This window comes from Rathayibacter sp. AY2B5 (genome assembly GCF_002931645.1).
GTDB lineage: Bacteria > Actinomycetota > Actinomycetes > Actinomycetales > Microbacteriaceae > Rathayibacter.
This window is the reverse complement of the sequence record NZ_PSUE01000002.1, coordinates 192050-217773: the sequence shown is the minus strand read 5'-3', so window position 1 is coordinate 217773 and position 25724 is coordinate 192050. Positions and strand designations below refer to the sequence as shown.

Sequence of the window (25724 nt, the reverse complement as noted above, 5' to 3'; positions counted from 1 at the left end):
CCATGTCGACCGCTACCCTCGAGCAGCCGCCCGCCGCCCCCGCGGCCCCGGAGGCGTTCACCGTCACGTTCATCATCCGCCGCTTCGACCCCGAGGTGGACGCCGAGCCGCGCTGGCAGGACTTCGACGTCGAGATGTACTCGACCGACCGCGTCCTCGACGCCCTGCACCGCATCAAGTGGGACCAGGACGGATCGCTGACCTTCCGCCGCTCGTGCGCGCACGGCATCTGCGGATCCGACGCGATGCGGATCAACGGCCGCAACCGCCTGGCCTGCAAGACGCTGATCAAGGATCTCGACATCTCGCAGCCGATCTACATCGAGGCGATCAAGGGCCTGCCCCTCGAGAAGGACCTCGTCGTCGACATGGAGCCGTTCTTCGCCTCCTACCGCGAGGTGCAGCCGTTCCTGGTCGCCAACACCCCGGCACCCAAGGGCAAGGAGCGCGTGCAGTCGGTCGCCGATCGCGCCCGCTTCGACGACACCACGAAGTGCATCCTCTGCGCCGCGTGCACGTCGTCCTGCCCCGTGTTCTGGACCGACGGGCAGTACTTCGGCCCTGCGGCGATCGTGAACGCCCACCGCTTCATCTTCGACTCGCGCGACGACGCCGGTGGAGCGCGCCTGGACATCCTCAACGACAAGGAGGGCGTGTGGCGCTGCCGCACGACCTTCAACTGCACGGAGGCGTGCCCGCGCGGCATCCAGATCACGCAGGCGATCGCCGAGGTGAAGCAGGCCGTCATCCGCGGCCGCGCCTGATCCTCCCCCTCGCGAACGCGTCCGGCCCGCCGGGATCCTCGGATCCGGCGGGCCGGACGCGTTCCTGCGTGCAGGCGGGCGCGTGCACGGGAGCGCCGCGAGGCCTCAGTACGCTGGAGGAATGACCGAGGCGGCCGACACTCCCCGCGGGATCCCAGGCCTGTTCGAGCGGGTCATGCGGACGCGGCCGGTGCGGGTGATGCTCCACTACTCCGAGACCGGCGGGCCCCTCTTCGCCTCCGGACTCGCCTTCCAGGCCCTGTTCGCGGTCTTCGCGGCGCTCTTCGTCTTCTTCGCCGTCTTCGGCTTCTGGGTGCGCGACGACTCGGTGCTGCGCGACTCCCTCCTCGATCTGGTGACCCGCTCCGTCCCCGGCCTGATCGGCGGGAAGAACGCGCTCGTGTCGGTGGACGACCTGCTCGACTCGTCGATCCTCGGCTGGACGGGTGCGATCGCGGCCGCCGGCCTGCTCTGGACGGCGCTGAACTTCCTGGGGAGCCTGCGCCAGGCGGTCCGGCTGCTCTTCTCGCTCCCCGGACCCACGACCCTCTTCGTCCTGCTCAAGCTCAAGGACGCGGGGCTCGCCCTGGTCTTCGGGGCGGTGCTGCTGGTCTCGGCCGGTCTCTCGGTGTTCTCGACCTCGCTGGTGGACGTGGCGTTCGGCTTCCTCGGGATCGGCAGCGAGTCGATGCCGGCCCGTCTCGCCGGCAGCGCGGTCGGCCTGCTGATCATGCTCGCCCTGGACACGGGCACGCTCGCCGGCTCCTTCCGCATCCTCTCGGGCATCTCGATCCCCTGGAAGAACCTCTGGGCGGGCTCTCTGCTCGGCGGGATCGCTCTCGGCGCGCTCAAGGTCCTCGGGACGCAGCTGCTGGGCGGTGCCTCCCGCAATCCGCTGCTCGCCTCGTTCGCGGTCCTCATCGGTCTGCTGATCTGGTTCAACCTCGTCTGCCAGGTGATCCTGATCGCCGCGTCGTGGATCTCCGTCGGGATGAGCGACGCCGGGATCTCGGCGCGCAAGCTCACGCCGGAGGAGCGCGAGAAGGAGCGGGAGGAGCAGCTGCGCACCGCCCGCCGCACCCTCGCCGAGGCCGAGCGCGAGCGGCTTCGCGCCGCGCTGCCGGAGGCGTCCCTCCTGAAACGACGGCGCCTGGAGCGCCAGCTCGCGCAGCTCGAGGAGGAGCTCGAGCAGCTCGCCGCCTGACCCGGCGGTCCGCTTCCCGGTCTTCCCGGCGTCGCCGAGCCCGATTCCGCCTGCCGATTCTGTCCGTTTCTGTTGACTTCCCTCCTGAACGGGTCTAAAAAGAGGTAAACGCAGATTCGAGGTCGGCAACGACACCGCGGATCCGGCGCACCACCCACGGCGAGACGACGGAGTCCACATGTACGCACCGGAGCGGCACCAGGCGATCCTGGACCGCGCCCGCACCGACGGGCGCGTCGAGGTCCGCGACCTCGCCATCTCCCTCGCCGTGACGCCGGAGACGATCCGCCGCGATCTCACCAGCCTCGAGAAGCGGGGCCTGCTGCGCCGTGCGCACGGCGGCGCCATCCCCGTCGAGCGGCTGGGCATCGAGCCCGAGGTCGCCGCCCGCGAGGGACACCTCGCCGGCGAGAAGGACCGCATCGCCACCGCGGCCCTCGCCGAGGTGCCCGACGGCGGCTCGATCGCCATCGACGCCGGCACCACCACGGTGCGGCTGGCGGAGCTGCTCCCCCTGGACCGCCGGCTGACGGTCGTCACCCACTCCCTCCCCGTCGCGATGGCGCTCGTCGGCCGGCCCAACATCGACCTCCACCTCATCGGCGGGCACCTGCGCGGAGTCACGCAGGCCGCCGTCGGGCCGTGGGCCGCCCAGGCCCTCTCCACGGTCTCGGTGGACGTCGCCTTCATCGGCACGAACGGCCTCAGCCTCGAGCGCGGGCTCACCACCCCCGATCTCGACGAGGCCGTCGTCAAGTCCGCGATCATCGCCTCCGCGCGCCGGGTCGTGGTCCTCGCCGACCACTCGAAGTTCGGCCGGCAGGACTTCGGGCACGTCGCTCCGCTGTCCGCGGTCGACACCGTCATCACCGACGCCGATGTCGACGACGAGCTCGCCGACGACATCGAGTCGGCCGGCCCGGAGGTCGTCCGCGCATGATCGTCACCGTCACCGCCAACCCGAGCATCGACGTCACCCTCTCCACGAGCGGCTTCGCCGTCGGCGAGGTCAACCGCGCGCACGACGTGCGGCGCGACCCGGCCGGCAAGGGCGTCAACGTCGCCCGTGCCCTCGCGCGCAACGGCGTCGAGGCGACCGCGGTCTACCCGGCCGACGCCTCCACCGGCGTCGACCTGTCCACGATGCTCCGGGCCGCCGGAGTCCGCTCGGCCAGTGCGGCGATCGCCCACCCGATCCGCACCAACATCACCGTGGTCGACGACCGGACGGGCCGCACCACCAAGATCAACGAGCCCGGCCCCGCCGTCACGGAGGAGGAGGCTCACGCCCTCTCCGAGCTGATCGGCGAGCACGTCTCGGCCTCGCCCCGCTGGCTCGTCGCCTGCGGCAGCGTCCCCCCGGGACTGGGAGCGGACTTCTACCCCGCCCTCGGCCGCCTCGCCCTGCACTTCGGCGTCCCCCTCGCCGTCGACACCTCGGGAGCCCCCCTGACCGCGATCATCGCGGCCGGCACCGCCACCCTGGTGAAGCCCAACCTCGAGGAGCTCGAGGAGCTCCTCGGCCGCTCCCTGACGACGGTCGGAGACGTCGTCGCCGGAGCCCGTGAACTCCTGCAGCTGCCCGACGCGCGAGCGCTCGTCAGCCTCGGAGAGCACGGCGCCCTCCTCGTCACGGCGCACGCGTCGTGGTGGGCGGGCGCCCCCGCCGTCGTGCCCCTCAGCACCGTCGGCGCCGGCGACAGCACGCTCGCCGGCTACCTCTCGGCCGTCGACGCCACGGAGGCGGAGCGCCTCGCGACAGCAGTCGCGTGGGGTACCGCCGCCGTCCAGCTCCCGGGCAGCGAAGCCCCGGGTCCCGACTCCCTCCGCCTCGACGACGTCTCCGTCGTCGAGAACCCCGACCCCACCCTCCCGATTGGAGAACTGAGCGCATGACTGCTCTCACCGAGGCGTCGACGGTCATCGTCGACCTCACCGCCGCCACGAAGGACGAGGCCACCGCGCAGCTCGCGAAGACGCTCGCCGACGCCGGCCGCGTCACCGACCTCGACGGCTTCCTCGCCGACGTCCGCGACCGCGAGTCGCAGATGGCGACCGGCATGCCCGGCGGCATCGGGATCCCCCACGCCCGCTCCTCCCACGTCGTCTCGCCCAGCGTGGCGGTCGGCATCGCGAAGCAGGGCGTCGACTTCGGCGCCCCCGACGGCCCGGCCGACCTGATCTTCCTGATCGCGGCTCCGGACGGCGCCGACCAGGCGCACCTCAAGATCCTCGCCCAGCTCGCCCGCAAGCTGATCCACGAGTCCTTCACCGGTTCCCTCCGCGCCGCCGCCAGCGGCCAGGAGGTCGCGGACATCATCGCCCGAGAGGTCGTCGTCTCATGAGGATCGTCGCCGTCACGAGCTGCATCGCCGGCATCGCGCACACCTACATGGCGGCCGAGGCCCTCGAGCAGGCCGCGAAGAAGAAGGGGTACGAGATCCAGGTCGAGACCCAGGGCGCCGCGGGGTCCGATCCCATGTCGGACCGGACCATCGCCGACGCCGACGTCGTGATCCTCGCCGCCGACCTCGAGGTCCGCGGCAAGGAGCGCTTCGCCGGGAAGCCCACCCTCGAGGTGGGCACGTCGGAGGCGCTCGCGAAGGCGGCCGACGTCATCGACCGCGCCGTGGCGAAGGTGCAGGACGCGCCCGCCGCGAGCCCCGCCTCCGGCCCGCGCTTCGTCGCCGTGACCAGCTGCATCGCGGGCATCGCCCACACGTACATGGCGGCGGAGGCGCTCGAGCAGGCCGCGAAGAAGCGCGGCTACCCGATCCACGTCGAGACCCAGGGCGCGGCCGGCTCGGACGAGATGACCGCGGCCGACATCGCCGCCGCGGACGTCGTCATCCTCGCCGCCGACCTCGAGGTCCGCGGCAAGGACCGCTTCGCCGGCAAGCCGATCCTCCAGGTGGGCGTCGCCGAGGCCCTGTCCAAGCCGGACGAGGTCCTCGACCGCGCTCTGGCCCTCCGCGGCTCCGGCTCCGCCGCGTCCGCCCCCGCCCGCTCGACTCCGGCCGCGGCCCCCGCCGCGCCGAAGAAGGTCGGCGTCGGCACGCGCATCCGCCAGAACCTGATGACCGGCGTCTCCTACATGATCCCGTTCGTCGCGGCGGGCGGTCTGCTGATCGCGCTGTCGTTCCTGTTCGGCGGCTACCGGATCGTCGACTTCACGGCCCAGCAGATCATCGACGACGGCTTCAACGTCGCGAACATCACCGACTGGGCCGGAGTGATGTTCCTGATCGGAAGCGCGACCTTCGCGTTCCTGGTGCCGGTGCTCTCGGGCTTCATCGCCTTCGGCATCGCCGACCGTCCCGGCATCGCGCCGGGCTTCCTCGGCGGCGCGGTCGCGGTCACCGTCGGCGCGGGCTTCCTGGGCGGTCTCGCCTCCGGCTTCATCGCCGGCTACGCGGCCCTCTACATCTCGCGGATCAAGCTCCCCGCGGCGTTCAAGTCGCTGATGCCCGTCGTGATCATCCCCCTGATCGCCACCTTCATCACCGGCTTCCTGATGTTCGTGGTGCTCGGAGCGCCGCTCCGCGCACTGAGCGAGGGCCTGTCGTCCTGGCTCTCGGGCCTCTCGGGCGGCAACCTGATCATCCTGGGGATCATCCTCGGCCTCATGATGGCGTTCGACATGGGCGGTCCGGTCAACAAGGTGGCCTACGCCTTCGCGACCACCGGCCTCGCCTCCGTCCCCGCCGACGGCGACCCGAACTCCGTGCAGTTCAAGGTGATGGCGATCGTCATGGCCGCCGGCATGACCCCGCCGCTGGGTCTGGCCCTGGCCACGACGCTCCGCAAGCGCCTGTTCACCGACGCCGAGCGCCAGAACGGCAAGGCCGCCTACCTGCTGGGCGCGTCCTTCATCTCGGAGGGGGCCATCCCGTTCGCCGCGGTCGACCCGCTGCGCGTGATCCCGTCCGCCATGGTCGGCTCGGCCGTCACGGGTGCGCTCGTCGCGCTCTTCGGCTCCACCCTCCGCGCCCCGCACGGCGGCGTCTGGGTCACCGGGCTCGTCGGGCAGCCGATCCTCTACCTGGTCGCCATCCTGGTGGGCATGGTCGTCACGGCCGTCTGCGTGATCATCGCGAAGAGCATCAAGCGCGCCCCCGTGGTCGCCGAGGTGCCCGAGCCCGCCACCGCGCAGGCCGTCCCCGCCTGATCCCCTCCGACCGACCGTCCTGAGCGGTCCCGCCGGCGGTCGCCTCCGCGCTCCTCCCCCTCTCCGAGGGAGTCGCGCGAGGCGGCCGCCGGCTTCCGCGTTCCGGGGTGCGAGCGCGGCCGGGCGGCCCGCTCCGCGGCTCCGAATAGACTGCTCCGGTGACTCGCAGCACCCTCCGCATCGCCTCCGTCAACGTGAACGGCGTCCGCGCCGCCTACCGCAAGGGGATGGGCGACTGGCTCGCCGCGCGCGACGTCGACGTCCTGGCCCTGCAGGAGGTCCGCGCCTCCACGGACGACCTCACGGGGCTCCTCGGGGACGAGTGGGACGTGCTGCACGACGAGGCGACCGCCAAGGGGCGCGCCGGAGTCGCTCTCGCCTCGCGCAGGCGCGCCACGATCCACCGGGTGACGTTCGGCGCCGACGACTTCGACTCGGCCGGACGCTGGCTCGAGGCCGACTACGAGGTCGGCGGCCGCTCGCTCACCGTCGTCTCCACCTACGTCCACTCCGGCGAGGTCGGCACCCCCAAGCAGGTCGAGAAGTACCGCTTCCTCGACGCGATGGAGGCGCGCCTGCCCGAGATCCAGGCGCACAGCGAGCTCGCCGTGGTGATGGGCGACCTCAACGTCGGCCACCGCACGCTCGACATCAAGAACTGGAAGGGCAACGTCAAGAAGGCCGGCTTCCTCCCGGAGGAGCGCGCCTACGTCGACCGCTTCGTCGGCGCCGAGGGCGACCCGGACTACAACGCCGGTGCCGGACTGGGCTGGGTCGACCTCGGCCGCCGGTTCGCGGGCGAGGTGCCCGGACCGTACACGTGGTGGTCGCAGCGCGGCCAGGCCTTCGACACCGACACCGGCTGGCGCCTCGACTACCAGCTCGCCACGCCCGCGCTCGCCGACCTCGCCCGCAGCTACGAGGTCGACCGCGCCGCCTCCTACGACACCCGCTGGTCCGACCACTCCCCCGTGGTCGTCGACTACGAGCTCTGACCCTCTCCCCCGCGAACCGACCCCTCGAGGCCACCCATGACTCCCAGCACCCCGGGCGCCAAGCCCGTCATCTTCTCCGGCATGCAGCCCTCCTCCGGGTCGCTGCACCTCGGCAACTACATCGGCGCGCTGACCCAGTGGGTCGCGATGCAGGCGGACTTCGACGCCTACTTCTGCGTCGTCGACCTGCACGCGATCACGGTCCCGCAGGACCCGCAGCAGCTCCGCGAGCGCACCCGCGCGACCGCCGCGCAGTACATCGCCGCGGGCATCGACCCCGCGCGCTCGACCCTCTTCATCCAGTCCCACGTGCCCGCTCACGCCGAGCTCGCCTGGGTCCTCAACACCCTGACCGGCTTCGGCGAGGCCAGCCGGATGACGCAGTTCAAGGACAAGTCGGCGAAGCAGGGCGCTGAGGCCGCCTCGGTGGGCCTGTTCACCTACCCGATCCTGATGGCGGCCGACATCCTGCTGTACCAGACGGACGCGGTGCCGGTCGGCGAGGACCAGCGCCAGCACCTGGAGCTCACCCGCGATCTCGCCGCGCGCTTCAACTCGCGCTTCGGCGAGACCTTCGCCGTGCCGGAGCCCCACATCGTGCGCGAGACCGCGAAGATCTTCGACCTGCAGAACCCGGGCGCCAAGATGTCGAAGTCGGCGGAGTCGGATGCGGGCCTGCTCAGCGTGCTCGACGAGCCGAAGGCGACCGCGAAGAAGATCATGCGCGCCGTGACGGACACCGAGTCGGAGGTGCGCTTCGACCGGGCGGCGAAGCCCGGCGTCTCGAACCTGCTGACGATCTACTCGGTCCTCGCCGACCGCTCCGTCGAGTCGCTGGAGCAGGAGTACGCGGGCCGCGGCTACGGGGACCTCAAGAAGGGCCTCGTCGAGGTGGTCGCCGCCACCTTCGACCCGATCCGCGCGCGGACCGCGGAGCTGCTCGCCGACCCGGCCGAGCTCGACCGGGTCCTCTCCCTCGCCGCCGACCGCGCGTCCGAGACCGCGGAGCGCACGCTCGCCGCCGTCTACGACTCCGTCGGCCTCCTCCGCCGCGTCCGCTGAGGCGGCCGTGCTGCGGCTCGCGCTCTTCGACCTCGACGACACCCTCTTCGCCCATGCCCGCGCTGTGCGGGAGGGGATCGTCGCGTACGCCGCCTCGCTCGGCGCCGCCTACGCCGGCGAGCCGGCCGACGTGCAGCGCCGCTGGCACCTGCTCGAGGAGGAGCGCTACCACCGCTACCTCGCGGGCGAGCTCGACTACGAGGGCCAGCGCCGGGCGCGCGCCACGGACTTCGCCGCGGAGGCCGGAGTCGGGCTGACTCCCGAGGAGGCGAGCTCCTGGTTCCGCGGATACCTCGAGCACTACGTCGCCGCCTGGACCCTCCACGACGACGCGCTGCCCGTCCTCGACCGGCTCGGCGCCACCGGGTTCCGCCTCGGCGTCATCACCAACGGCGTGCTCGACTTCCAGCGGGGGAAGATCGAGGGCACGGGCCTCTCCGGTCGCTTCGAGCACGTGGTCGCCTCCGGCGACGTCGGCGTCACCAAGCCGGACGCGCGGATCTTCGCGATCGCCTGCGAGCGGTTCGGGGTCTCTCCGGAGGAGGCCCTCTACGTCGGCGACCGGCTCGGCACCGACGCCGTCGGAGCGGCCGCTGCGGGCCTGCGCGGCGTCTGGCTCGACCGCGTCGGCGGTCCCGAGCACGGCCGCGTGCTGCCGCCCGAGGCGGTCGAGCTGGGCGTGCGCCGGATCGGCTCCCTGGACGAGCTGGACGCGCAGCTCGGGCTGTCGGCGGACTGAGGCCCCGCCCGGGTCTGGTCTCGATAAGCCGCCTGCAGCGACTAAGCGACCAGCATGCACGTCCGAATTGCCGGGTCTCGATGAGCCGTCTGCGGCGACCACTCGACCAGCATGGGTGTCCCCGAACCACCCCGTTGCGATAGCCGTTGCGCCGTCGTCGGAACGACGAAGCGCCCCACCCGACCCGAGGGTCGGACAGGGCGCTTCACCGTGAACGGACTCACGTCATCCGCTCGCCGCACGAGGTGAACGGGGAGAACGCGTGTCAGCGTTGTCCCCTAGCCGGACGCGACCCGCTCCCCGAGACGAGACCGCCTCGACGAGCCGACCGCGCCGCGGCAGGCAGGGACTGCCGCGGAGAAAACTACTGCACGTCCTCGTCGATCCAGTCGAAGGTCTTGGTGACGGCCTTCTTCCAGAGGCGGTACTGGCGGGCGGCCTCGTCCTGGTCCATCTGCGGGGTCCAGCGCGAGTCCTCCTGCCAGTTCTGGCGCAGGTCGTCGAGGTTCTCCCAGAAGCCGACCGCGAGTCCGGCTGCGTAGGCCGCTCCGAGCGCGGTGGTCTCCGCGACGACCGGTCGGACGACCGGGACGCCGAGGATGTCGGCCTGGAACTGCATGAGCAGGTTGTTGGCGATCATTCCGCCGTCGACCTTGAGCTCCTGCAGGGGGACGCTGGAGTCGGCGTTGACCGCGTCCAGGACCTCGCGGGTCTGGAAGGCGGTCGCCTCGAGCGCGGCGCGGGCGATGTGGCCCTTGTTGACGTAGCGGGTGAGGCCGACGAGGGCTCCGCGGGCGTCGGAGCGCCAGTAGGGGGCGAACAGACCCGAGAAGGCGGGGACGAAGTACGCGCCTCCGTTGTCCTCGACGGTGGCGGCCAGCGCCTCGACCTCGGGGGCCGAGCCGATGAGGCCCAGGTTGTCGCGCAGCCACTGGATCAGCGAGCCGGAGACCGCGATCGAGCCCTCGAGCGCGTAGTGCACCTCGCCGTCGCCGAGCTTGTAGCCGATGGTGGTGAGCAGACCGTTCTTCGAGTGGACGATCTCGGTGCCCGTGTTGAAGATCAGGAAGTTGCCGGTGCCGTAGGTGTTCTTCGCCTCGCCCGGATCGAACGCCGCCTGGCCGAAGGTCGCGGCCTGCTGGTCGCCGAGGATGCCGGCGATCGGGACCTCGCGCAGCAGCGACGAGGACTCGACGTGGCCGTAGACCTCGGAGGAGGAGCAGACCTCGGGGAGCATCGACTTCGGGACCCCGAAGGCCTCGAGGATGTCGTCGCGCCACTCGAGGGTCTCGAGGTCGAGGAACAGGGTGCGGGAGGCGTTGGTGACGTCGGTCTTGTGGACGCCGCCGTCGATGCCGCCGGTCAGGTTCCAGAGGACCCAGGTGTCCGTCGTGCCGAAGATCAGGTCGCCCGCCTCGGCCTTCTCGCGCGCACCCTCGACGTTCTCGAGGATCCAGACGATCTTGGTGCCGGAGAAGTAGGTCGCGAGCGGGAGGCCCACGATCGACTTGAAGCGGTCAGCGCCCTCGTCGCCGGCGAGGCGGTCGACGATCGACTGGGTGCGGGTGTCCTGCCAGACGATGGCGTTGTAGACGGGCTTGCCGGTCGTCCTGTCCCAGACGACAGCGGTCTCGCGCTGGTTGGTGATGCCGACGGAGGCGATGTCGTGGCGGGTCAGGTCGGCGCGGGAGAGAGCCTGGCCGATCACCTCGCGGACGTTGTTCCAGATCTCGATCGGGTCGTGCTCGACCCAGCCGGCGCGCGGGAAGATCTGCTCGTGCTCCTTCTGGCCGGTGGAGACGATCGATCCCTTCTTGTCGAAGATGATCGCGCGGGACGACGTGGTCCCCTGGTCGATAGCGATGACGTAGTCAGCCATGAATGATTACTCCTTCGTAACGGGGGTGAAAGGAAGCGCGGCGGTCTAGAGGACCGGGAGCAGCACGAGCGAGGCGAGGCCCGCGAGCACTCCACCGACGATCGGGCCGGCGACGGGCACCCAGGCGTAGCTCCAGTCGCTCGAGCCCTTGCCCTTGATCGGCAGGAGAGCGTGCGCGATGCGGGGGCCGAGGTCGCGGGCGGGGTTGATGGCGTAGCCGGTCGGGCCGCCGAGGGAGGCGCCGATCGCGATCACCAGGATGGCGACGGGCAGCGCGCCGAGCGCGGCCAGACCGCCGTCGCCCTGACGTCCGCCGCCGAAGCCGATGACGACGAAGACGAGGACGAAGGTGCCGATGACCTCGGTGACGAAGTTCCAGCCGTACGAGCGGATCGCCGGGCCGGTCGAGAAGACGCCGAGCTTGTTCGCCGCGTCGGGCTCCTCGTCGAAGTGCTGCTTGTAGGCGAGCCAGCAGAAGACGGCACCGAGGATCGCACCGATCATCTGGGCGAGGATGTAGACGAGGATCGAGACGATGTTGACGGGCACGCCGGATCCGAACTCGGTCGCTCCGCTCGCGACGAGGCCCAGGGTGACCGCGGGGTTGAGGTGCGCCCCCGAGTTGTACGAGACGATCACACCGGCGAAGACCGCGAAGCCCCAGCCGATGTTGACCATGAGGGTTCCGCCGTTGAGACCCTTGCTCTTCACGAGCGCGACGTTGGCGACGACACCGCAGCCGAGGAGCACGAGCATGGCCGTTCCCACGACTTCGGCGAGGAAGACCACTCCGAGATTGTCCACGTTGACCTTTTCCTTTTCGTAAGACGGACGCGCACAGGCGTCCGCGGCGGGCTTCGATGCCCGACGGTGTGAAGTTATCGGCGCCCTGTCCTAGCGACAAGGAACGGCGCGTGCACGTTTGTGCGTTGTCACGACGGAAGCCCCGGTCGAGGTGGTCCTCGGTCCGGGGCTTCCGTCGATCCGCGCCTGATCGCCGATCAGGAGGCGGGCACGGCCGTCGGGGTCTGCACCGAGGTGCCCCCGACGTCGACGCCGTTGTACTCCTTGAGGTGCGCGATGGTCGCGTCGACCTCCGACGCGCGGGCGGCGTCGTCCCAGCCCAGCACGGCGCCCGTGTGCTCGGCGAGCTCCTCGAGGAGCTCGCGGCTCAGGCCGCCCGTGAAGGCGTGGTTGGTGCGGCGCATCACCAGGTCGATGAGGTGCACCACGCTCTCGCGCTGGGCGAGGTAGCGGATCTCACCGGTGGTGAAGTCCTTGTCGAAGTCGAGCGCCTCGTCGTGTCCGTCGGCCAGGGCCTCGATGACCTCCTGCGCGCGGGTGCCGTAGCGCTCGAGCAGCTGGCCCGTGCGGGCCGAGGAGAGCCCGGAGCGGTGCTGGCTGATCCACTGCGCGCGGGACGCGTCGGTGCGCGGGAAGCCCTTGCCGCCTCCGATGGGGGTCTTCACGGTGGAGACGCGACGGGTCACGCCGATCCGCTTGAAGACCTCGTTCGAGAGGTGCTCCGACAGGGCGCGGAACGTCGTCCACTTGCCGCCGACCAGGCTGAGCACGGGCGAGCCGTTGCCGGGGAGCGTCGAGGGCTCGATGCGGTAGTCGCGGGAGACGAAGCCCGGGGCCTCGTCGTCGTGGCGGGGCAGCGGGCGGATGCCGGAGAACTTGAAGACGATCTGCGAACGGTCCACGCGGATGGCCGGGAAGACGTGGTTGACGAGCTCGAAGAAGTAGTCGATCTCCTCCTCCGTGCACACCGCCGGCTTCGTGGGGTCGGCGTCGATGTCGGTCGTGCCGACCATCACGCGGCCCTTGAGCGGGTAGATGAGGACGATGCGTCCGTCGCTGTGCTCGAAGAACATCTCGCGACCCTCGCAGGCCTCGACCAGCTCGGGGTTGTCGAGCACGATGTGCGAGCCCTTGGTGCCGCCCATGAATTTCGTGGACGTGCCGAGGGCCGTGTTGGTGAAGTCGGTCCACGGTCCGGAGACGTTGACGACGACGTCCGCCGCGAAGGTGAACTCCTCGCCGGACTCGCGGTCGCGGAGGACGACGCCCTTCTCGTCGGCGCCGACGGCCTCGACGTAGTTGGCCGCGCGGGCCTTCCTGCCGCCGATCAGCGCGTCGTGGAGCACGTCGAGCGCGAGGCGCTCGGGCTCGTGCACGGAGGCGTCGAAGTAGGTGGCGGTGTACTTGATCTTCGGGTCGAGCTTGGGGAGCTCGTTCAGCGAGCGCTTGCGCCCGTGGAACTGGTGGCGCGGGACCGTGCCGCCGTCGCGGGAGAAGAAGTCGTACATCGTGAGGCCGACCTTGATCAGCAGCGCACCGCGCTCCTGCGGCTTGCCCGACTTGTGGGTCAGGAAGCGCAGCGGAGCCGCGAGGATGCCCGAGAACGTCGAGTAGATCGGGATCGTCGTCTGCAGCGGCTTCACGTAATGGGGAGCGATCTTCAGCAGGCCGTTGCGCTCGTGCACGCCCTCGTTGACGAGTCGGAACTCGCCGTTCTCGAGGTAGCGGATGCCGCCGTGGATCATGTGGCTCGAGGCGCTCGAGGCACCGGAGACGTAGTCGCCGCGCTCGACGAGGGCGACGTCGACGCCGTTGAGCGCGAGCTCGCGGAAGGTCCCGATGCCGTTGATGCCACCGCCGATGACCAGGACCGTGGCGCGGGGGTTGTCGCGGAGAGCAGCGACGCTCTCGCGCAGAGCGGAGTTTCCGGGAGTTCCGTCGGACTGTGCCACTTCGTACTCGCCTTCGTGTCGTAGGGGTGTCGTCGAGGCCTCCGCACCAGCGTGCACCGGAGAGATGACCGATTGATTTCGCGGAGGAATACAGCCATCCTTGACCCGACAACACATCCGGTCAAGACGGGTGGAAATCCGTGCAGGGAGCGCTATGACCCCGGTGAGACCGGTCGTCGAACTCGACGAGACGACCCACGCGACCCATCCCGACAAGACGCGGGACGCGCTGCGTGCGGCCCAGCTGTACTACATGCAGGATCTGACGATGGACGCGATCGCGCACGAGCTGCACACGTCGCGCTCCTCCGTCTCGCGCCTGCTCTCGCACGCCCGCGCGACCGGCCTGGTCGACATCCAGATCCGCTCCCCCCTCGACCGGGCGAGCGCCCTCTCGGCCGAGGTGCGGTCCCACTTCGACATCACGGCGCACATCGTGCCGGTGCCGGACCACACCAGCGAGATCGACCGGCTCGAGCGGGTCGCCCTGTCCGCAGCGAGGATCCTCGGGCAGTTCATCGACTCGAACATGATCGTCGGCATCGCCTGGGGCTCCACGATGAGCGCGATCAGCCGCCACCTGATTGCCAAGGAGACGCACAACACGCAGATCGTGCAGCTGAACGGCGCCGGCAACACCGAGACCACGGGCATCAACTACTCGAGCGAGATCCTCCGCCGCTTCGGTGACGCCTACGCGGCGAAGGTCCAGCAGTTCCCGGTGCCGGCGTTCTTCGACGACCCGACCACCAAGCAGGCGGTGTGGCGCGAGCGCTCCACCCGACGGGTCCTGGAGCTGCAGCAGCGGATGGACGTGGCGCTGTTCGGGCTCGGGTCGCCGTTCGCGGCGGTCCCCTCGAAGGTCTACATCGGCGGCTACCTGGAGCCGAGCGACTTCACCTCGCTCAGCGGCTCCGGGGTCGTCGGCGACGTCGCGACGGTGTTCTACCGGTCCGACGGCAGCTGGGACGACATCCCCATGAACGAACGTGCAAGCGGTCCGGACCTCTCCACGGTGCGCCGCGCGTCGCGCCGGATCTGCGTCGTGTCGGGCGCCTCGAAGCTGCCGGGCCTGCGCGGCGCCCTGGCGGCCGGCCTCATCACCGACCTCATCCTCGACGAGGGAACGGCCCGCGCCCTCATCTCGGACTGACGACTCCCGCCCTTCCGCGGGACGCGCTCGGGTACGCGGCACGCCGACCCAGGCGCACCGGAGCGGCGTCTCGCGGGAGCGGTCAGGACTCGCGAGCGTGCGCGTCGAGGAACTCGTAGACCTCGGCGTCGTCGATGCCGGGGAAGGTCCCCGACGGCAGCGGCGCGAGCACGTGCGCGTGCAGGCGCGCGCTCGGCCAGGCGTTGCCGTCCCAGCGCGCGGCGAGCTCCGACGGGGCGCGTCGGCAGCAGGACTCGTCGGGGCAGCGGGAGAGCTCGCGGCGGTCGGTGTCGCGGCCTCGGAAGAAGCGGGCCTCGGCGAACGGGACGCCCACGGTGATCGAGAACTCCTCGGTGGCGGTCGTGCCGGTCTGCGACGCCGACCAGAAGGTGCCCGCCGGAGTGTCGACGTACTGGTAGTACTCCGTCGTCCGGTTGGTCCGGGTGAACGCGGAGCGCGCCGACCAGTAGCGGCAGACCACCTGGCCCTCGACGGCCCCGGTGACGTCGGTCGGCAGCGGCAGCCCGTCGTTCTCGTAGGCCTTCTGGATCGAGCCGTCTCCCAGCACCCGCAGGAAGTGCATCCGGATGTCGAGGTGCGAGGTGAGCAGGTTCGTGAAGCGCAGGGCGGCGGCCTCGTGGGTGACGCCGAAGCCGTCGCGGAAGTCCTCCACCGAGATGTCCCGCTCGCGCTTCGCCTCCTGGAGGAACGCGACCGCCGGCTCCAGCGGCATCAGGCACGCGGCGGCGAAGTAGTTGATCTCGAGGCGCTGGCGGAGGAAGTCGGCGTAGGTCACCGGCCGCTCGTGCCCGAGGAGGCGGTGCGCCATCGCCTGCAGCGCCAGCGCCCGCAGGCCGTGCCCCCCGGGGATCGAGGCGGGCGGGAGGTAGATCCTGCCGTTCGCGAGGTCGATCACCGAGCGGGCGGAGTGCGGCAGGTCGCCGACGTGGATGATCTCGAAGCCGAGGTGCCGGGCCATCTTCGAGACGGAGCTGTGGGTCAGTGCTCCTCCGCGGTGCCCGACGGTCCGGAGCATCTCGCCCGCCACCTCCTCGATCTCGGGCAGGTAGGAGCTGCGCTCGCGCAGCTGGAGCCGCTGGGCGGTGTTGGCCCGGCGCGCCTCCTCCGGTGTGGCACTCGCCTCGCTCCGGCGACGGGCGAGCTCGCGGTAGACGCCGAGGAACGCCTCCAGCACGGGCGTGCTCAGCCCCTTGTTGACCTTGAACTCGGGCAGGCCGAGCGAGCGGTACAGCGACCCCGTCTGCACGCGCGCCAGCTCGATCTCGAGCGCGGCCCGCTCGCTCGGCGGCTCGTCCGAGAGCAGCGCCGCCAGCTCGACGCCGAGCGCGGCCGCGAGGCGCTGCAGGAGGGAGAGGCGCGGCTCGCGGCGCCCCGTCTCGATCAGCGAGAGCTGGCTCCCCGACACGTCGACGCGCTCGGCGAGCTGCCCGAGGGTCAGTCCGCGCCGGGTGCGGAAGTGGCGCAGGCGCTGCCCGAGCAGCACGGCGTCGGAGCCCGGGGCGGGCGTCGAGGGATCGGTCACGGCGAGCTCCAGCGATCGGTTGTGACGGAAGCGCAAAAAAGTGGTTTCTTGACCGCCTGAGCGCCGGGAATACCTCCCGATCCTCCTCCATCCTGGCTTCAGGCGCCACTGAGCGCCCCTCCCGGCCCGGCCGGCCTCTTCCCGGCTGCGGCCGGCGACTCCCCACCCCCGTCGACGACGACCACCGAAAGCGGAGCCAGCATGAGCATCTACAGCAACACCGTCCGACTCGAGCCGAGCACCATGACCGCGCCGACGTCCGTCCCCGCGCCCGTCGTGCCGCCGGCGCCCCTCGCCCTCCGCCGCTGGGTGCGCGAGACCGCCGCGATCCTCAAGCCCGACGCGATCGAGTGGAGCGACGGCTCCCCCGCGGAGTGGTACCGCCTGACCGAGCGGCTCGTCGCCTCCGGCACGCTCCTCCCGCTCAATCCGGAGTGGCGGCCCGGCTCGTTCCTGGCCCGCACCGACCCGGACGACGTCGCCCGGGTCGAGGACCGCACCTTCATCTGCACGACCGACGAGGCCGACGCGGGACCGACCAACAACTGGCGCGAGCCCGCCGCGATGAGGGCCGAGCTCGCTCCCCTCCTCGACGGAGCGATGCGCGGACGGACGATGTACGTCGTCCCGTTCTCGATGGGGCCCGTCGGCGGTCCGCTCTCGCAGCTGGGCGTCCAGGTCACCGACTCGGCCTACGCGGTGCTGAACCTGCGGATCATGGCGCGCGTGGGCTCCGAGCCGCTCGCCGCCTTCACCGAGGAGACCCCGTTCGTCCGCGGCGTGCACACCGTGGGGCTGCCCCTCCGCGACGCGGACGGCGTCACCCGCGAGGACGTCGCCTGGCCGTGCAGCCCCGTGAAGTACATCACCCAGTTCCCGGAGACGCGCGAGATCGTCTCGTACGGCTCCGGCTACGGCGGCAACGCCCTGCTGGCGAAGAAGTGCTTCGCCCTGCGCATCGCCTCGGCGATGGGGCGCGAGGAGGGCTGGCTCGCCGAGCACATGCTGCTGATCCGCATCGTCTCGCCCGAGGGACGGCGCTACCACGTCGCCGCCGCCTTCCCGAGCGCGTGCGGCAAGACCAACCTCGCGATGATGCAGCCCGCGATCCCCGGCTGGCGGGTCGAGACACTGGGCGACGACATCACCTGGATGCGCCGCGGGGAGGACGGACGCCTCTGGGCGATGAACCCCGAGACGGGCTTCTTCGGCGTCGCTCCCGGCACCGGGGAGAGCTCGAACCCGAACGCCGTGCAGACGCTCTGGGGCAACACGATCTTCACCAACGTCGCGCTCCGCGAGGACGGCGACGTGTGGTGGGAGGGCCTGACCGACGAGGTCCCGGAGCGGCTGACCGACTGGCGCGGGCAGCCGTGGACGCCGGCGTCCGGCACGCCCGCCGCGCACCCCAACTCCCGCTTCACCGCGCCGGCCGCGCAGTGCCCGTCGCTCTCCGCCGACTGGGACGCCCACGAGGGCGTGCCGCTGGACGCGATCGTCTTCGGTGGCCGACGGGCGAGCAACGTCCCGCTGGTCACGCAGGCCACCTCGTGGCAGCACGGCGTCTTCCTGGGTGCGACCGTCGCCTCCGAGAAGACCGCGGCCGCGGAGGGCACGGTCGGGGAGCTGCGCCGCGATCCGTTCGCGATGCTCCCCTTCTGCGGCTACAACATGGCCGACTACTTCGCGCACTGGCTCGCGATCGGCGCTGAGCTCGGCGATGCGGCGCCGGCGGTCTTCCAGGTCAACTGGTTCCGGAAGGACACGGACGGCGAGTTCCTCTGGCCGGGCTTCGGCGAGAACGCACGGGTGCTGCAGTGGCTCGTCCGCCGCCTGGAGGGGCTGGCGGAGGCGCGGCGGAGCCCCCTCGGCGACCTGCCGGTCGCGATCGACACGCACGGGCTCCGGCTCTCCGCGGCCCAGAAGGAGGAGCTGTTCTCCGTCCCTGTCGAGGCGTGGCTGGAGGAGTGCGCGCTCACGGAGGAGTTCTTCACGCGGTTCGGCGACCGGCTGCCGCCCGAGCTGACCGCCGAGCTCCAGGCCCTGCGGCTCCGGCTCCTCGCCGAGAAGCTGCCACTGGCGGCCTGATCCCCCTGACCGAGCCGGCTCCTGCCGGACACCCCTGTGGCCCGCGGGCGGATCATCCCCCTTTCCTCGCACCCCCGCGGGTCCACTCCCCCCTTCCGCTCCCACGACGACGGGCACCATGACCGACCGCATCACGCTCCGCTTCCTCGCCGCCCCGCAGGACGCCACCGCCGACGGCCGCAGCGCCCAGGCCGGCCGCGTCCTCGAGTGGATCGACAAGGCCGGCTACGCCTGCGCCGTGGGCTGGAGCGGCGGCTACTGCGTGACGGCGTACGTCGGCAACGTCCACTTCACCCGGCCCATCTCGGTCGGCAACCTGATCGAGGCGACCGCCCGGGTCATCCACACCGGGCGCACGAGCATGCACGTGCTGGTGCAGGTCGCGCAGGCGGATCCGCGGACCGGCCTCTACGAGGACGCCACGCACTGCCTCCTCGTGTTCGTGGCCGTCGACGACGAGAAGAGGCCGCGGTCGGTCCCGGAGTGGCGGCCCCGCTCGATCGAGGACCTGTCCCTCGCCGAGGGCGCCGCCGCGCGCATCGAGGGCCGCCGACGGCTGCACGACGTGATGCGCGCCCAGGAGTACACCGAGGAGGGCACCGGTCCGCGGATCGTGTTCCGCTTCCTCGCGGCGCCGGGCGACGTCAACTGGGGCGGCAACGCCCACGGCGGGATCGTGATGCGCTGGATCGACGAGGCGGCCGACGCGGTCGCGCAGCGCTGGACCGGCCGCGACGCGGTGGCCGTCTACTCCGGCGGGATCCACTTCTACCGTCCGGTGCGCATCGGGCACCTCGTCGAGGTGGAGGCGCGCCTCATCCACACGAGCGCCCGGAGCATGCACCTGGCGGTGCACGTGCGCTCCGGGGACCCGCGGACCGGCGAGCTGGAGCTGACCACGCAGTGCCGGAGCGTCTTCGTGGTGCGGGGCTCCGACGGGGCGGCCGAGCCGGTCCCGCCTCTCGAGCCGCGGACCGAGGAGGACCGGCGTCTGGACGCCCATGCGCGCGAGCTGATCCTCCTGCGCGCGGCGCTGCCGCCGCTCCCGCTCGCGGGGACGGCCGGCGCTAGGGTCGGAGCGTGAAGCTGCCGATCCTCGTCCTCAACGGCCCGAACCTGAACCTGCTCGGCACCCGCGAGCCCGAGCTCTACGGCTCGGACACCCTCGTCGACGCCGAGGCGCTGGCGGCGGAGGCGGCCGAGCGGCACGGCTTCACGGTCGAGACCTTCCAGAGCAGCTCGGAGGGCGCGATCGTCGACCGGCTGCACGCGGCTCGCGGCTCCGTCTCGGGAGTGGTGCTCAACGCCGGGGCGTACACGCACACGTCGATCGCGATCCGCGACGCCGTCCTCGCGACCGAGCTGCCGATGGTCGAGGTCCACGTGAGCAACGTGCACCGGCGCGAGCCGTTCCGGCAGCACTCCTACCTCTCGGACGTCGCGATCGCCGTGATCGTCGGCGCGGGGATCGCCGGCTACGGCTACGCGGTGGACGTGCTCGCGCGAGCGGCGGAGAAGCGATGAGCGGCCTCGGACGCTCCTTCGGCAGCGCGGTCGACGCCTACGACCGCGGGCGGCCCGGCTACCCCGACGACGCCGTCGACTGGATCGTGGGGCACGCCCCCGCGCGGGTGGCGGGCGCCTTCGTCCCGGAGCGGGCCCGCGCGGCGGGAGCCGACGCCTCCGATCGGCTGCGCGCCGTGGACCTCGGCGCGGGAACGGGCAAGTTCACCGCGTCGCTCGCGTCCCGCGGCCTCGCCGTGACCGCGGTCGAGCCCGACGCGGAGATGCTCGCGCGGCTCGCCTCGAATCTGCCGGGGGTCCGCCCCGAGGAGGGGACGGCCGAGGCGATCCCCGCCGCGGACGCCTCCACGGAGCTCGTCACCGCCGCGCAGTCGTGGCACTGGGTCGACGCCGAGCGCGCGGGAGCCGAAGTCGCCCGCGTCCTGGTGCCGGAGGGCGTGCTCGCGCTGGTGTGGAACATCCGCGACGAGTCGGTCCCCTGGGTGCGCCGGCTCGGCGAGGTCGCCGGAGCCTCCTCCGCCGAGCGCTTCGAGACGCTCCGGCCGCCGCTCGGCTCCGCTCTCGAGCGGGTGGCGTTCGCGGCCTTCGAGTGGTCCTTCGAGCTGGACCGAGCCGGGGTGCGGGACATGTTCGCGTCCCGCAGCTACATCATCGCGATGCCCGACGAGGAGCGCGCCGCGGTCCTCGCGGCGGTCGACGCCGTGGTGGACGAGGAGTCGGGCGGGAGCGGGACCGTCGCGATGCCGTACTCGACGCGCGTGACGATCGCGCGCCGCTCCTCCTCCGCCTGACTCCGCGCCGCGCGCCGCGGACCGCCCCGCCCGCCGACTACCCTCGGAGGGCGCCGCACCGGCGCGAGCACCGAGAGCACGAGGAGAGACGCACGTGAGCATCATCGCCGCCGCAGACGGGTCCGCACTGGGCAACCCCGGCCCCGCCGGCTGGGCCTGGTACGTCGACGACGAGCGCTGGGCCGCGGGCGGCTGGTCGCACGGCACGAACAACATCGGCGAGCTCACCGCGGTGCTCGAGCTGCTGCGCGCGACCGCGCAGGAGGAGGAGCCGCTGCACATCCTCTGCGACAGCCAGTACGCCATCAAGGCCTGCACCGAGTGGCTGCCGGGCTGGAAGCGGAAGGGCTGGCGCAAGGCCGACGGCAAGCCGGTGATGAACGTCGAGATCATCAAGGCGCTCGACGAGGAGCTGCAGGGCCGGGCCGTCACCTTCGAGTGGGTGAAGGGGCACGCCAACCACCGGATGAACGAGGCCGCCGACGTCCGCGCCCGGAGCGCCGCGACCGCCTACCAGCGCCGGCAGCCCGTCGACGCCGGACCCGGATGGCCGACGGCCGCCGCCGCGCCCGCCGCGGCCGCTGCGCCCCCCGTCGAGGACTCCGCCACCCTCTTCTAGCCGCGTTCCCCCTGGGGCAGCCGCAGCAGCCCCGTCGCCACCAGCTCGCGCACCCGCGGCAGCACCGAGTCGGACACCGCCTCCTCCTCGGCCTGGAGGAGCGAGGCGACCGCCGCCGCGATCGCCGCCACCGAGAGCTCGCCGTCGCAGGCGCCGACCACGGCGGCGAGCACCGTGTCGACCTCCTCGACCCGGGCGAACCCGCCGCCCTGGCGCAGCCGCAGCACCGTCGGATCGTCGTTGCCCGGCCAGTAGTGCCGCTCCTCCGTGACGTCTCCGGCGACGACCAGGGCGAGACCCGCCAGAGCGCGATCGTCGATCGACGCGAGGGCCTCGGCCGCGTCGAGGCAGGCGGTGAGGTGGCCGCCCAGGCCCGCGGTCGCGACCGGCGTGGTGATCCGCTCGAGGCGGCGGATCGGCGGGCGGGGCTGCTCGGGCAGGCGGAGGGTGACGTAGCCGAAGCCGACGCCGGTCACCCCGCGCCGCTCGAAGTCGGTCAGCCAGGCGTCGACCAGCGCGTCGAACGCGGGGCCGCGGGTCGTACCGCCGTCCCGGATCCAGGTCTCGGCGTAGACCGCCGGATCCTGACGCTCGCGCTCCACGACCCAGACGTCCAGAGGAGAGGCGGTCCCGCCCATCCAGGCGTCGAGCCCCTCGGGCCCCGCCTCGAGCGCCTGCTCCAGCGGGCTGCGGGCGTCGGCGAGCCAGTCTGCGATCCGGTCGAAGGCGTCCGCGCCCTCCCGGTACTCCCAGTTCCCCAGGAGCTGGGCGACACCGCCGGGCACCAGGTGCTCGGCTGCTCCGAGGATCACGCGGCGCACGATCTCGTCGCCCTCCAGCCCGCCGTCGCGGTACTCGTAAGAGGGGACGCCCTCGGCTCGCGGCGTGATGACGAACGGCGGGTTCGTGACGATGTGGTCGAAGCGCTCCCCCGCGACCGGCTCGTAGAGGCTGCCGAGGCGGAACTCGATGTTCTCGATCCCGTTGAGCGCCGCGGTGAAGGAGGCGAGCGCGAGCGCGCGCTCCGAGATGTCGGTGGCGACCACCTGCTCGGCGTGGCGGGAGGCGTGCAGCGCCTGGATCCCGCAGCCGGTCCCCAGGTCGAGCACGCGGCCGACGGGCCGCTGGATCATCAGGCCGGTCAGCGTGAGGCTCGCGCCGCCGACGCCGAGCACGTGGTCCTCGTCGAGCGCGCGGCCGAGGGCGAGCTCCCCGAGGTCGGAGGCGATCCACCAGGAGGCCGCGCCGCGCTGGTCGACCACGTCGTAGGGGCGCAGGTCGAGGGCCGCGGTGACGACGGCTCCGGCCTCGACGCGCACCAGGCCGAGCTCCACCGCCCCCTCCAGCGCGAGAGCGCCGAACGCCTCGTCCGCGTCGTCGGCCGGGACGGGATCGGCCAGGAGGAACAGGCGGGCGAGGGTGGCCAGCGCGTCGTGGTCGCCGCTGCGCTCGAGAGCGCGGCGGGCGGGGACCCGGTCGCCGCGGTGCAGCGCCTCGGCCGCTTCGTCGCCCCAGAGCCCCCGCACGGCATCCACGCCGTAGCGGGCGCGGATCAGATCGTCGCGCAGGAGGGCGATACGGGCTCGGTCGAACGGGTCTGCGGAGAACACCGCTCCATCCTCCTGCACGCGGGTCGGCCACCGGGGCCGCCGCGGCCGTACGATCGGAGGCATGCCGCTGACCGGAGAGTACGAACCCAGCACGTCCGAGTGGGCCCGCGAGCAGGCGGAGCTCTACGAGCGGACCGGCGGAGCCGAGGGGAACCTCCTCCGCGGCCGCCCCATCATCGTCCTGACCACCGTCGGCTCGAAGAGCGGGAAGCTCCGCAAGACCGCGCTGATGCGCGTCGAGCACGAGGGCGAGTACGTGGTCGTCGCGTCCAAGGGCGGCGCGCCCGAGCACCCCGTCTGGTACGGCAACATGCTCAAGGAGCCGCACGTCGAGCTGCAGGACGGGCCCGTGAAGAAGGACTACGCCGCGAGCGTGCTCGAGGGCGATCTGCGCGCGGCCTGGTGGGAGCGCGCGGTCGCCGCGTGGCCGGACTACGCCGAGTACCAGACGAAGACCGAGCGGCAGATCCCGCTCGTGCTGCTCACTCCCTGGTCCTGAGCGCGGCGGGCGGCTCGGCCCGTCGCTGAGGCGGCCGTCCTCCGGTCGCGGTCGCGCCGCACGGCAGGCGCCTCACGTGGGCGGCGAGCCCAGCGGATCCCGTCCGGCCTCAGACCCGGGCCGCGATGAGGTCGAGCACCTTCGGGCTCGAGAGCAGCGCGAAGTGGCCGACCACCGAGACCGCGATGTTCTCGCGCGCCCCGGCGAGGCGGCTCCCTCCCGGGATGTACTGGTCGCGCATCCCGTAGATCGACGTGATGCGCGCGTCGGCCTCGCGCTCAGCCAGCAGGGTGCGGATCAGCGGGCGGTGGGGTGCGAACTCCCGGAGCGCCCGCGCCGGGGCGATCCGTGCGAGCGACGAGCCGTTGAACGGGGTCGAGACGGCGATCATCCGCTCGATCCGCCCGTCCTCGCGGTCGTCGACGACCATCATGTGCTTGCCGATCAGGCCGCCCTTGCTGTGCGCGACGACGACGACTCCGCGCAGATCGTGCTCGCGCAGGTAGTCCTGGCCGAGTCCGGCCGACGCGACGATCGGCCGCGTGTTGTAGCCGAGCGCGGGCAGCACGTGGATCGGATGGCCCGCCGTGTGCAGCCTCTCGGCGATGGGCCGGAGGAACTGCCACGTCTCGTAGATGCCGGGGATGAGCAGCACCGGAGCGCCGTCGCCGGACGCGTACCGCGACACGTCCCAGCCCTCCCGCAGGTGCACGAAGCGCGAGCCGTAGGCGTAGCGGTAGTCGCGGAGGTACGCGCGCCGCAGCGAGGTCGAGCGGCGCGGGCGGGCGGAGTCACGCGCCGGCATGGGCCCGCTCCAGCTCCGCGATGTCGAGGCGGCTCATCGCGAGCATCGCCTGCAGAGCGCGCGCGGACGCCTCGGGGTCGGCGCCTCCGAGCAGACGCGGAAGGACCTCCGGCACGATCTGCCAGGACAGCCCCCAGCGGTCGCGGAGCCAGCCGCACCGGCTCTCCTCGCCGCCGTCCGCGATCAGGGCGTCCCACAGCCGGTCGAGCTCGGACTGGTCGCCGACGGTCACGACGATCGAGACGGCCTCGGTGAACGGGAACCGCGGCCCGGCGTTGATCGCCTGGAACCGCTGCCCGTCGAGCTCGAACGTCACCGACAGCACCTCGCCGGGCGACGGGGAGCCCTCCGGCAGCACCTGGCTTCCGGTGATCCGCGAGTTCGGCACCAGCTCCGTGTAGAAGCGCGCCGCCTCCCCCGCGCCGTCGTCGAACCAGAGGAAGGTGCTGACCGCGCCCATCGGAGTCTCCGTCCTGCGCGGGAGGGTCTCCGCAGCTCCCTCAGTGTGCCGCGGAGGCGCGCTCCCCGCGACGGATCACAGCGGGTTGACGCCGAACGCCGTGGCCAGCTTGTCGATCTTCTTGGCGCGGCCCAGCCGGGGCAGGTCGCTGCCGTCGCGGATGACGCGGCCGCGGGCCTCGAAGTCGTCGAGGAAGTCGCGGGCCCAGGCGACGTCGGACGGCGTCGGGCTGATGACCTCGTTGATCACGGCGAGCTGCTCGGTGTCGAGGCAGAGCTTCCCGGTGAGGCCGAGCGAGACCGTGAGCGCGGACTGCTCGCGCAGCACGGGGTGGCTGTTCGAGACGGTCGGGCCGTCGATCGGGCCGGGCAGGTCGCCGATGCGCGAGGCGACGACCAGGCGCGAGCGCGGGTAGGCCATCGCGAGGTCGTCGGCGCTGGTGCCGGTGTCGCGGCGGTAGTCGCCGCTGCCGAACGCGAGGCGGAAGGTGCCGCGGGCGCGGGCGATCGAGACCGCCTCCTCGATGCCGAGGGCGGACTCGACCAGGGCGAGCACCGGGGTGGAGCCGCCGAGGCGATCGAAGGTCTCGGTGACGTGCTCAGCGGCCTCGGTCTTGGCGAGCATGACGCCGGCGAGGCCGGGCAGGCCCTTCAGCGCGTCGACGTCGTCGGACCAGAACGGGGTGGAGTGGTCGTTGATGCGGACCCAGGCGCGCTTCTCGCCGGTCAGCCACTCCGCGACGTCGGTCCGCGCGTCGGGCTTCGCCTTGGGGTCGACCGCGTCCTCGATGTCGAGGACGATCTGGTCGGCGCGGGACGCGTGCGCGGCGTCGAACGTCTCGGTGCGGGTGGCGTTCACCAGCAGCCAGGAGCGCGCGATCTCAGGGGCGACGTCGCGCCCCTTCCGCTTCGCGATGGCGGTGGTGGTGGTCTCGGGCAACGTCACGTTCGGGTCCTCTCGGTGGCGCGGTCCTCGCTCCGCGGACGCCACCGCTCTGCGACGGCGCCGGGGACAAGGGTAGCGGCTCCCCGTCGGCGGGGCTCCGGGCACTCCGGCGTCTCTCCA

General features: G+C 71.9%; 24 protein-coding genes. 16 read left to right on the top strand and 8 right to left on the bottom strand.

What is annotated here, in order from left to right; genetic code table 11:
* Window positions 1-2 precede the first annotated feature (2 nt).
* From C5C30_RS02650 to C5C30_RS02605, 9 genes are all read left to right on the top strand, one after another.
* Window positions 3-764, top strand: a complete 762-nt coding sequence (locus tag C5C30_RS02650) for a succinate dehydrogenase iron-sulfur subunit (RefSeq protein WP_068254543.1) — start codon at window positions 3-5, stop codon at window positions 762-764.
* Between the two features lie 121 nt (window positions 765-885).
* A complete protein-coding gene (locus C5C30_RS02645; protein WP_104223189.1) occupies window positions 886-1968 on the top strand; it encodes a YhjD/YihY/BrkB family envelope integrity protein in 1083 nt (360 codons plus the stop codon).
* 178 nt (window positions 1969-2146) lie between these two features.
* On the top strand, window positions 2147-2908 hold the full coding sequence (locus C5C30_RS02640) for a DeoR/GlpR family DNA-binding transcription regulator (protein ID WP_104273084.1): 762 nt from the start codon (window positions 2147-2149) through the stop codon (window positions 2906-2908).
* Window positions 2905-3864, top strand: a complete 960-nt coding sequence (locus C5C30_RS02635) for a 1-phosphofructokinase family hexose kinase (RefSeq protein ID WP_104226424.1) — start codon at window positions 2905-2907, stop codon at window positions 3862-3864. The genes C5C30_RS02640 and C5C30_RS02635 overlap by 4 nt, the downstream gene beginning before the upstream one ends.
* Window positions 3861-4313, top strand: a complete 453-nt coding sequence (locus C5C30_RS02630) for a PTS sugar transporter subunit IIA (protein WP_097166616.1) — start codon at window positions 3861-3863, stop codon at window positions 4311-4313. The genes C5C30_RS02635 and C5C30_RS02630 overlap by 4 nt, the downstream gene beginning before the upstream one ends.
* On the top strand, window positions 4310-6136 hold the full coding sequence (locus tag C5C30_RS02620; protein WP_104232839.1) for a PTS fructose-like transporter subunit IIB: 1827 nt from the start codon (window positions 4310-4312) through the stop codon (window positions 6134-6136). Before C5C30_RS02630 ends, C5C30_RS02620 begins: the two co-directional genes overlap by 4 nt.
* A gap of 158 nt (window positions 6137-6294) precedes the next feature.
* Window positions 6295-7131, top strand: coding sequence for an exodeoxyribonuclease III (locus C5C30_RS02615; RefSeq protein WP_104223192.1), 837 nt, complete (start codon window positions 6295-6297; stop codon window positions 7129-7131).
* A 36-nt stretch (window positions 7132-7167) separates the two neighbouring features.
* Window positions 7168-8193, top strand: coding sequence for a tryptophan--tRNA ligase (trpS, locus tag C5C30_RS02610; RefSeq protein WP_104273085.1), 1026 nt, complete (start codon window positions 7168-7170; stop codon window positions 8191-8193).
* A 7-nt stretch (window positions 8194-8200) separates the two neighbouring features.
* Window positions 8201-8932, top strand: a complete 732-nt coding sequence (locus C5C30_RS02605) for an HAD family hydrolase (protein ID WP_104333124.1) — start codon at window positions 8201-8203, stop codon at window positions 8930-8932.
* A gap of 364 nt (window positions 8933-9296) precedes the next feature.
* On the opposite strand, the gene glpK is transcribed toward C5C30_RS02605, so the two are convergent.
* The 3 genes from glpK to C5C30_RS02590 all read right to left on the bottom strand — a co-directional run bounded on the left by glpK (window position 9297) and on the right by C5C30_RS02590 (window position 13567).
* Window positions 9297-10811 (bottom strand): glycerol kinase GlpK, encoded by a 1515-nt coding sequence (gene glpK, locus C5C30_RS02600; protein ID WP_104333123.1) that lies wholly within the window; start codon window positions 10809-10811, stop codon window positions 9297-9299.
* A gap of 45 nt (window positions 10812-10856) precedes the next feature.
* On the bottom strand, window positions 10857-11567 hold the full coding sequence (locus tag C5C30_RS02595) for an MIP/aquaporin family protein (protein ID WP_374952909.1): 711 nt from the start codon (window positions 11565-11567) through the stop codon (window positions 10857-10859).
* Between the two features lie 245 nt (window positions 11568-11812).
* Window positions 11813-13567, bottom strand: a complete 1755-nt coding sequence (locus tag C5C30_RS02590; RefSeq protein ID WP_258061232.1) for a glycerol-3-phosphate dehydrogenase/oxidase — start codon at window positions 13565-13567, stop codon at window positions 11813-11815.
* Window positions 13568-13721: 154 nt separating this feature from the next.
* Between C5C30_RS02590 and C5C30_RS02585 the strand changes: the two genes are divergently transcribed.
* Window positions 13722-14720 (top strand): sugar-binding transcriptional regulator, encoded by a 999-nt coding sequence (locus tag C5C30_RS02585; RefSeq protein ID WP_104223198.1) that lies wholly within the window; start codon window positions 13722-13724, stop codon window positions 14718-14720.
* A gap of 82 nt (window positions 14721-14802) precedes the next feature.
* Here C5C30_RS02585 and C5C30_RS02580 read toward each other — a convergent pair whose 3' ends face one another.
* Window positions 14803-16263, bottom strand: a complete 1461-nt coding sequence (locus C5C30_RS02580; protein WP_104333122.1) for a helix-turn-helix domain-containing protein — start codon at window positions 16261-16263, stop codon at window positions 14803-14805.
* A gap of 243 nt (window positions 16264-16506) precedes the next feature.
* Here C5C30_RS02580 and C5C30_RS02575 point away from each other — a divergent pair, with 243 nt between their 5' ends.
* The 5 genes from C5C30_RS02575 (at window position 16507) to C5C30_RS02555 (ending at window position 21285) form a co-directional block, all read left to right on the top strand.
* Window positions 16507-18351 (top strand): phosphoenolpyruvate carboxykinase (GTP), encoded by a 1845-nt coding sequence (locus C5C30_RS02575; protein WP_104333129.1) that lies wholly within the window; start codon window positions 16507-16509, stop codon window positions 18349-18351.
* Between the two features lie 118 nt (window positions 18352-18469).
* The gene (locus C5C30_RS02570; RefSeq protein WP_104226429.1) at window positions 18470-19435 is read left to right on the top strand and encodes an acyl-CoA thioesterase; all 966 of its coding nucleotides are present in this window, start codon (window positions 18470-18472) and stop codon (window positions 19433-19435) included.
* Window positions 19432-19875 carry a type II 3-dehydroquinate dehydratase gene (aroQ, locus tag C5C30_RS02565; RefSeq protein ID WP_104226430.1) on the top strand — a complete coding sequence of 148 codons (444 nt, stop codon included), beginning with the start codon at window positions 19432-19434 and terminating at the stop codon, window positions 19873-19875. The genes C5C30_RS02570 and aroQ overlap by 4 nt, the downstream gene beginning before the upstream one ends.
* Window positions 19872-20666 carry a class I SAM-dependent methyltransferase gene (locus tag C5C30_RS02560; RefSeq protein WP_104333121.1) on the top strand — a complete coding sequence of 265 codons (795 nt, stop codon included), beginning with the start codon at window positions 19872-19874 and terminating at the stop codon, window positions 20664-20666. The genes aroQ and C5C30_RS02560 overlap by 4 nt, the downstream gene beginning before the upstream one ends.
* Before the next feature lie 94 nt (window positions 20667-20760).
* Entirely contained in the window at window positions 20761-21285 is a 525-nt protein-coding gene (locus C5C30_RS02555; protein WP_104223203.1) for a ribonuclease H, read from the top strand.
* On the opposite strand, the gene C5C30_RS02550 is transcribed toward C5C30_RS02555, so the two are convergent.
* Complete coding sequence (locus C5C30_RS02550; protein ID WP_104333120.1) at window positions 21282-22958, bottom strand: methyltransferase; 1677 nt, start codon at window positions 22956-22958, stop codon at window positions 21282-21284. The genes C5C30_RS02555 and C5C30_RS02550 overlap by 4 nt on opposite strands.
* Between C5C30_RS02550 and C5C30_RS02545 the strand changes: the two genes are divergently transcribed.
* A complete protein-coding gene (locus C5C30_RS02545) occupies window positions 22957-23394 on the top strand; it encodes a nitroreductase family deazaflavin-dependent oxidoreductase (protein ID WP_104223205.1) in 438 nt (145 codons plus the stop codon). The two genes, C5C30_RS02550 and C5C30_RS02545, sit on opposite strands and share 2 nt — an antisense overlap.
* A 109-nt stretch (window positions 23395-23503) precedes the next feature.
* On the opposite strand, the gene C5C30_RS02540 is transcribed toward C5C30_RS02545, so the two are convergent.
* The 3 genes from C5C30_RS02540 to C5C30_RS02530 form a co-directional block, all read right to left on the bottom strand.
* Window positions 23504-24199: a triacylglycerol lipase gene (locus C5C30_RS02540; protein WP_104333119.1), complete on the bottom strand. Its 696-nt coding sequence runs from the start codon at window positions 24197-24199 to the stop codon at window positions 23504-23506.
* On the bottom strand, window positions 24186-24659 hold the full coding sequence (locus tag C5C30_RS02535) for a VOC family protein (RefSeq protein ID WP_104263191.1): 474 nt from the start codon (window positions 24657-24659) through the stop codon (window positions 24186-24188). The genes C5C30_RS02540 and C5C30_RS02535 overlap by 14 nt, the downstream gene beginning before the upstream one ends.
* Before the next feature lie 75 nt (window positions 24660-24734).
* Window positions 24735-25598, bottom strand: a complete 864-nt coding sequence (locus C5C30_RS02530) for a CoA ester lyase (protein WP_208543400.1) — start codon at window positions 25596-25598, stop codon at window positions 24735-24737.
* Window positions 25599-25724 lie beyond the last annotated feature (126 nt).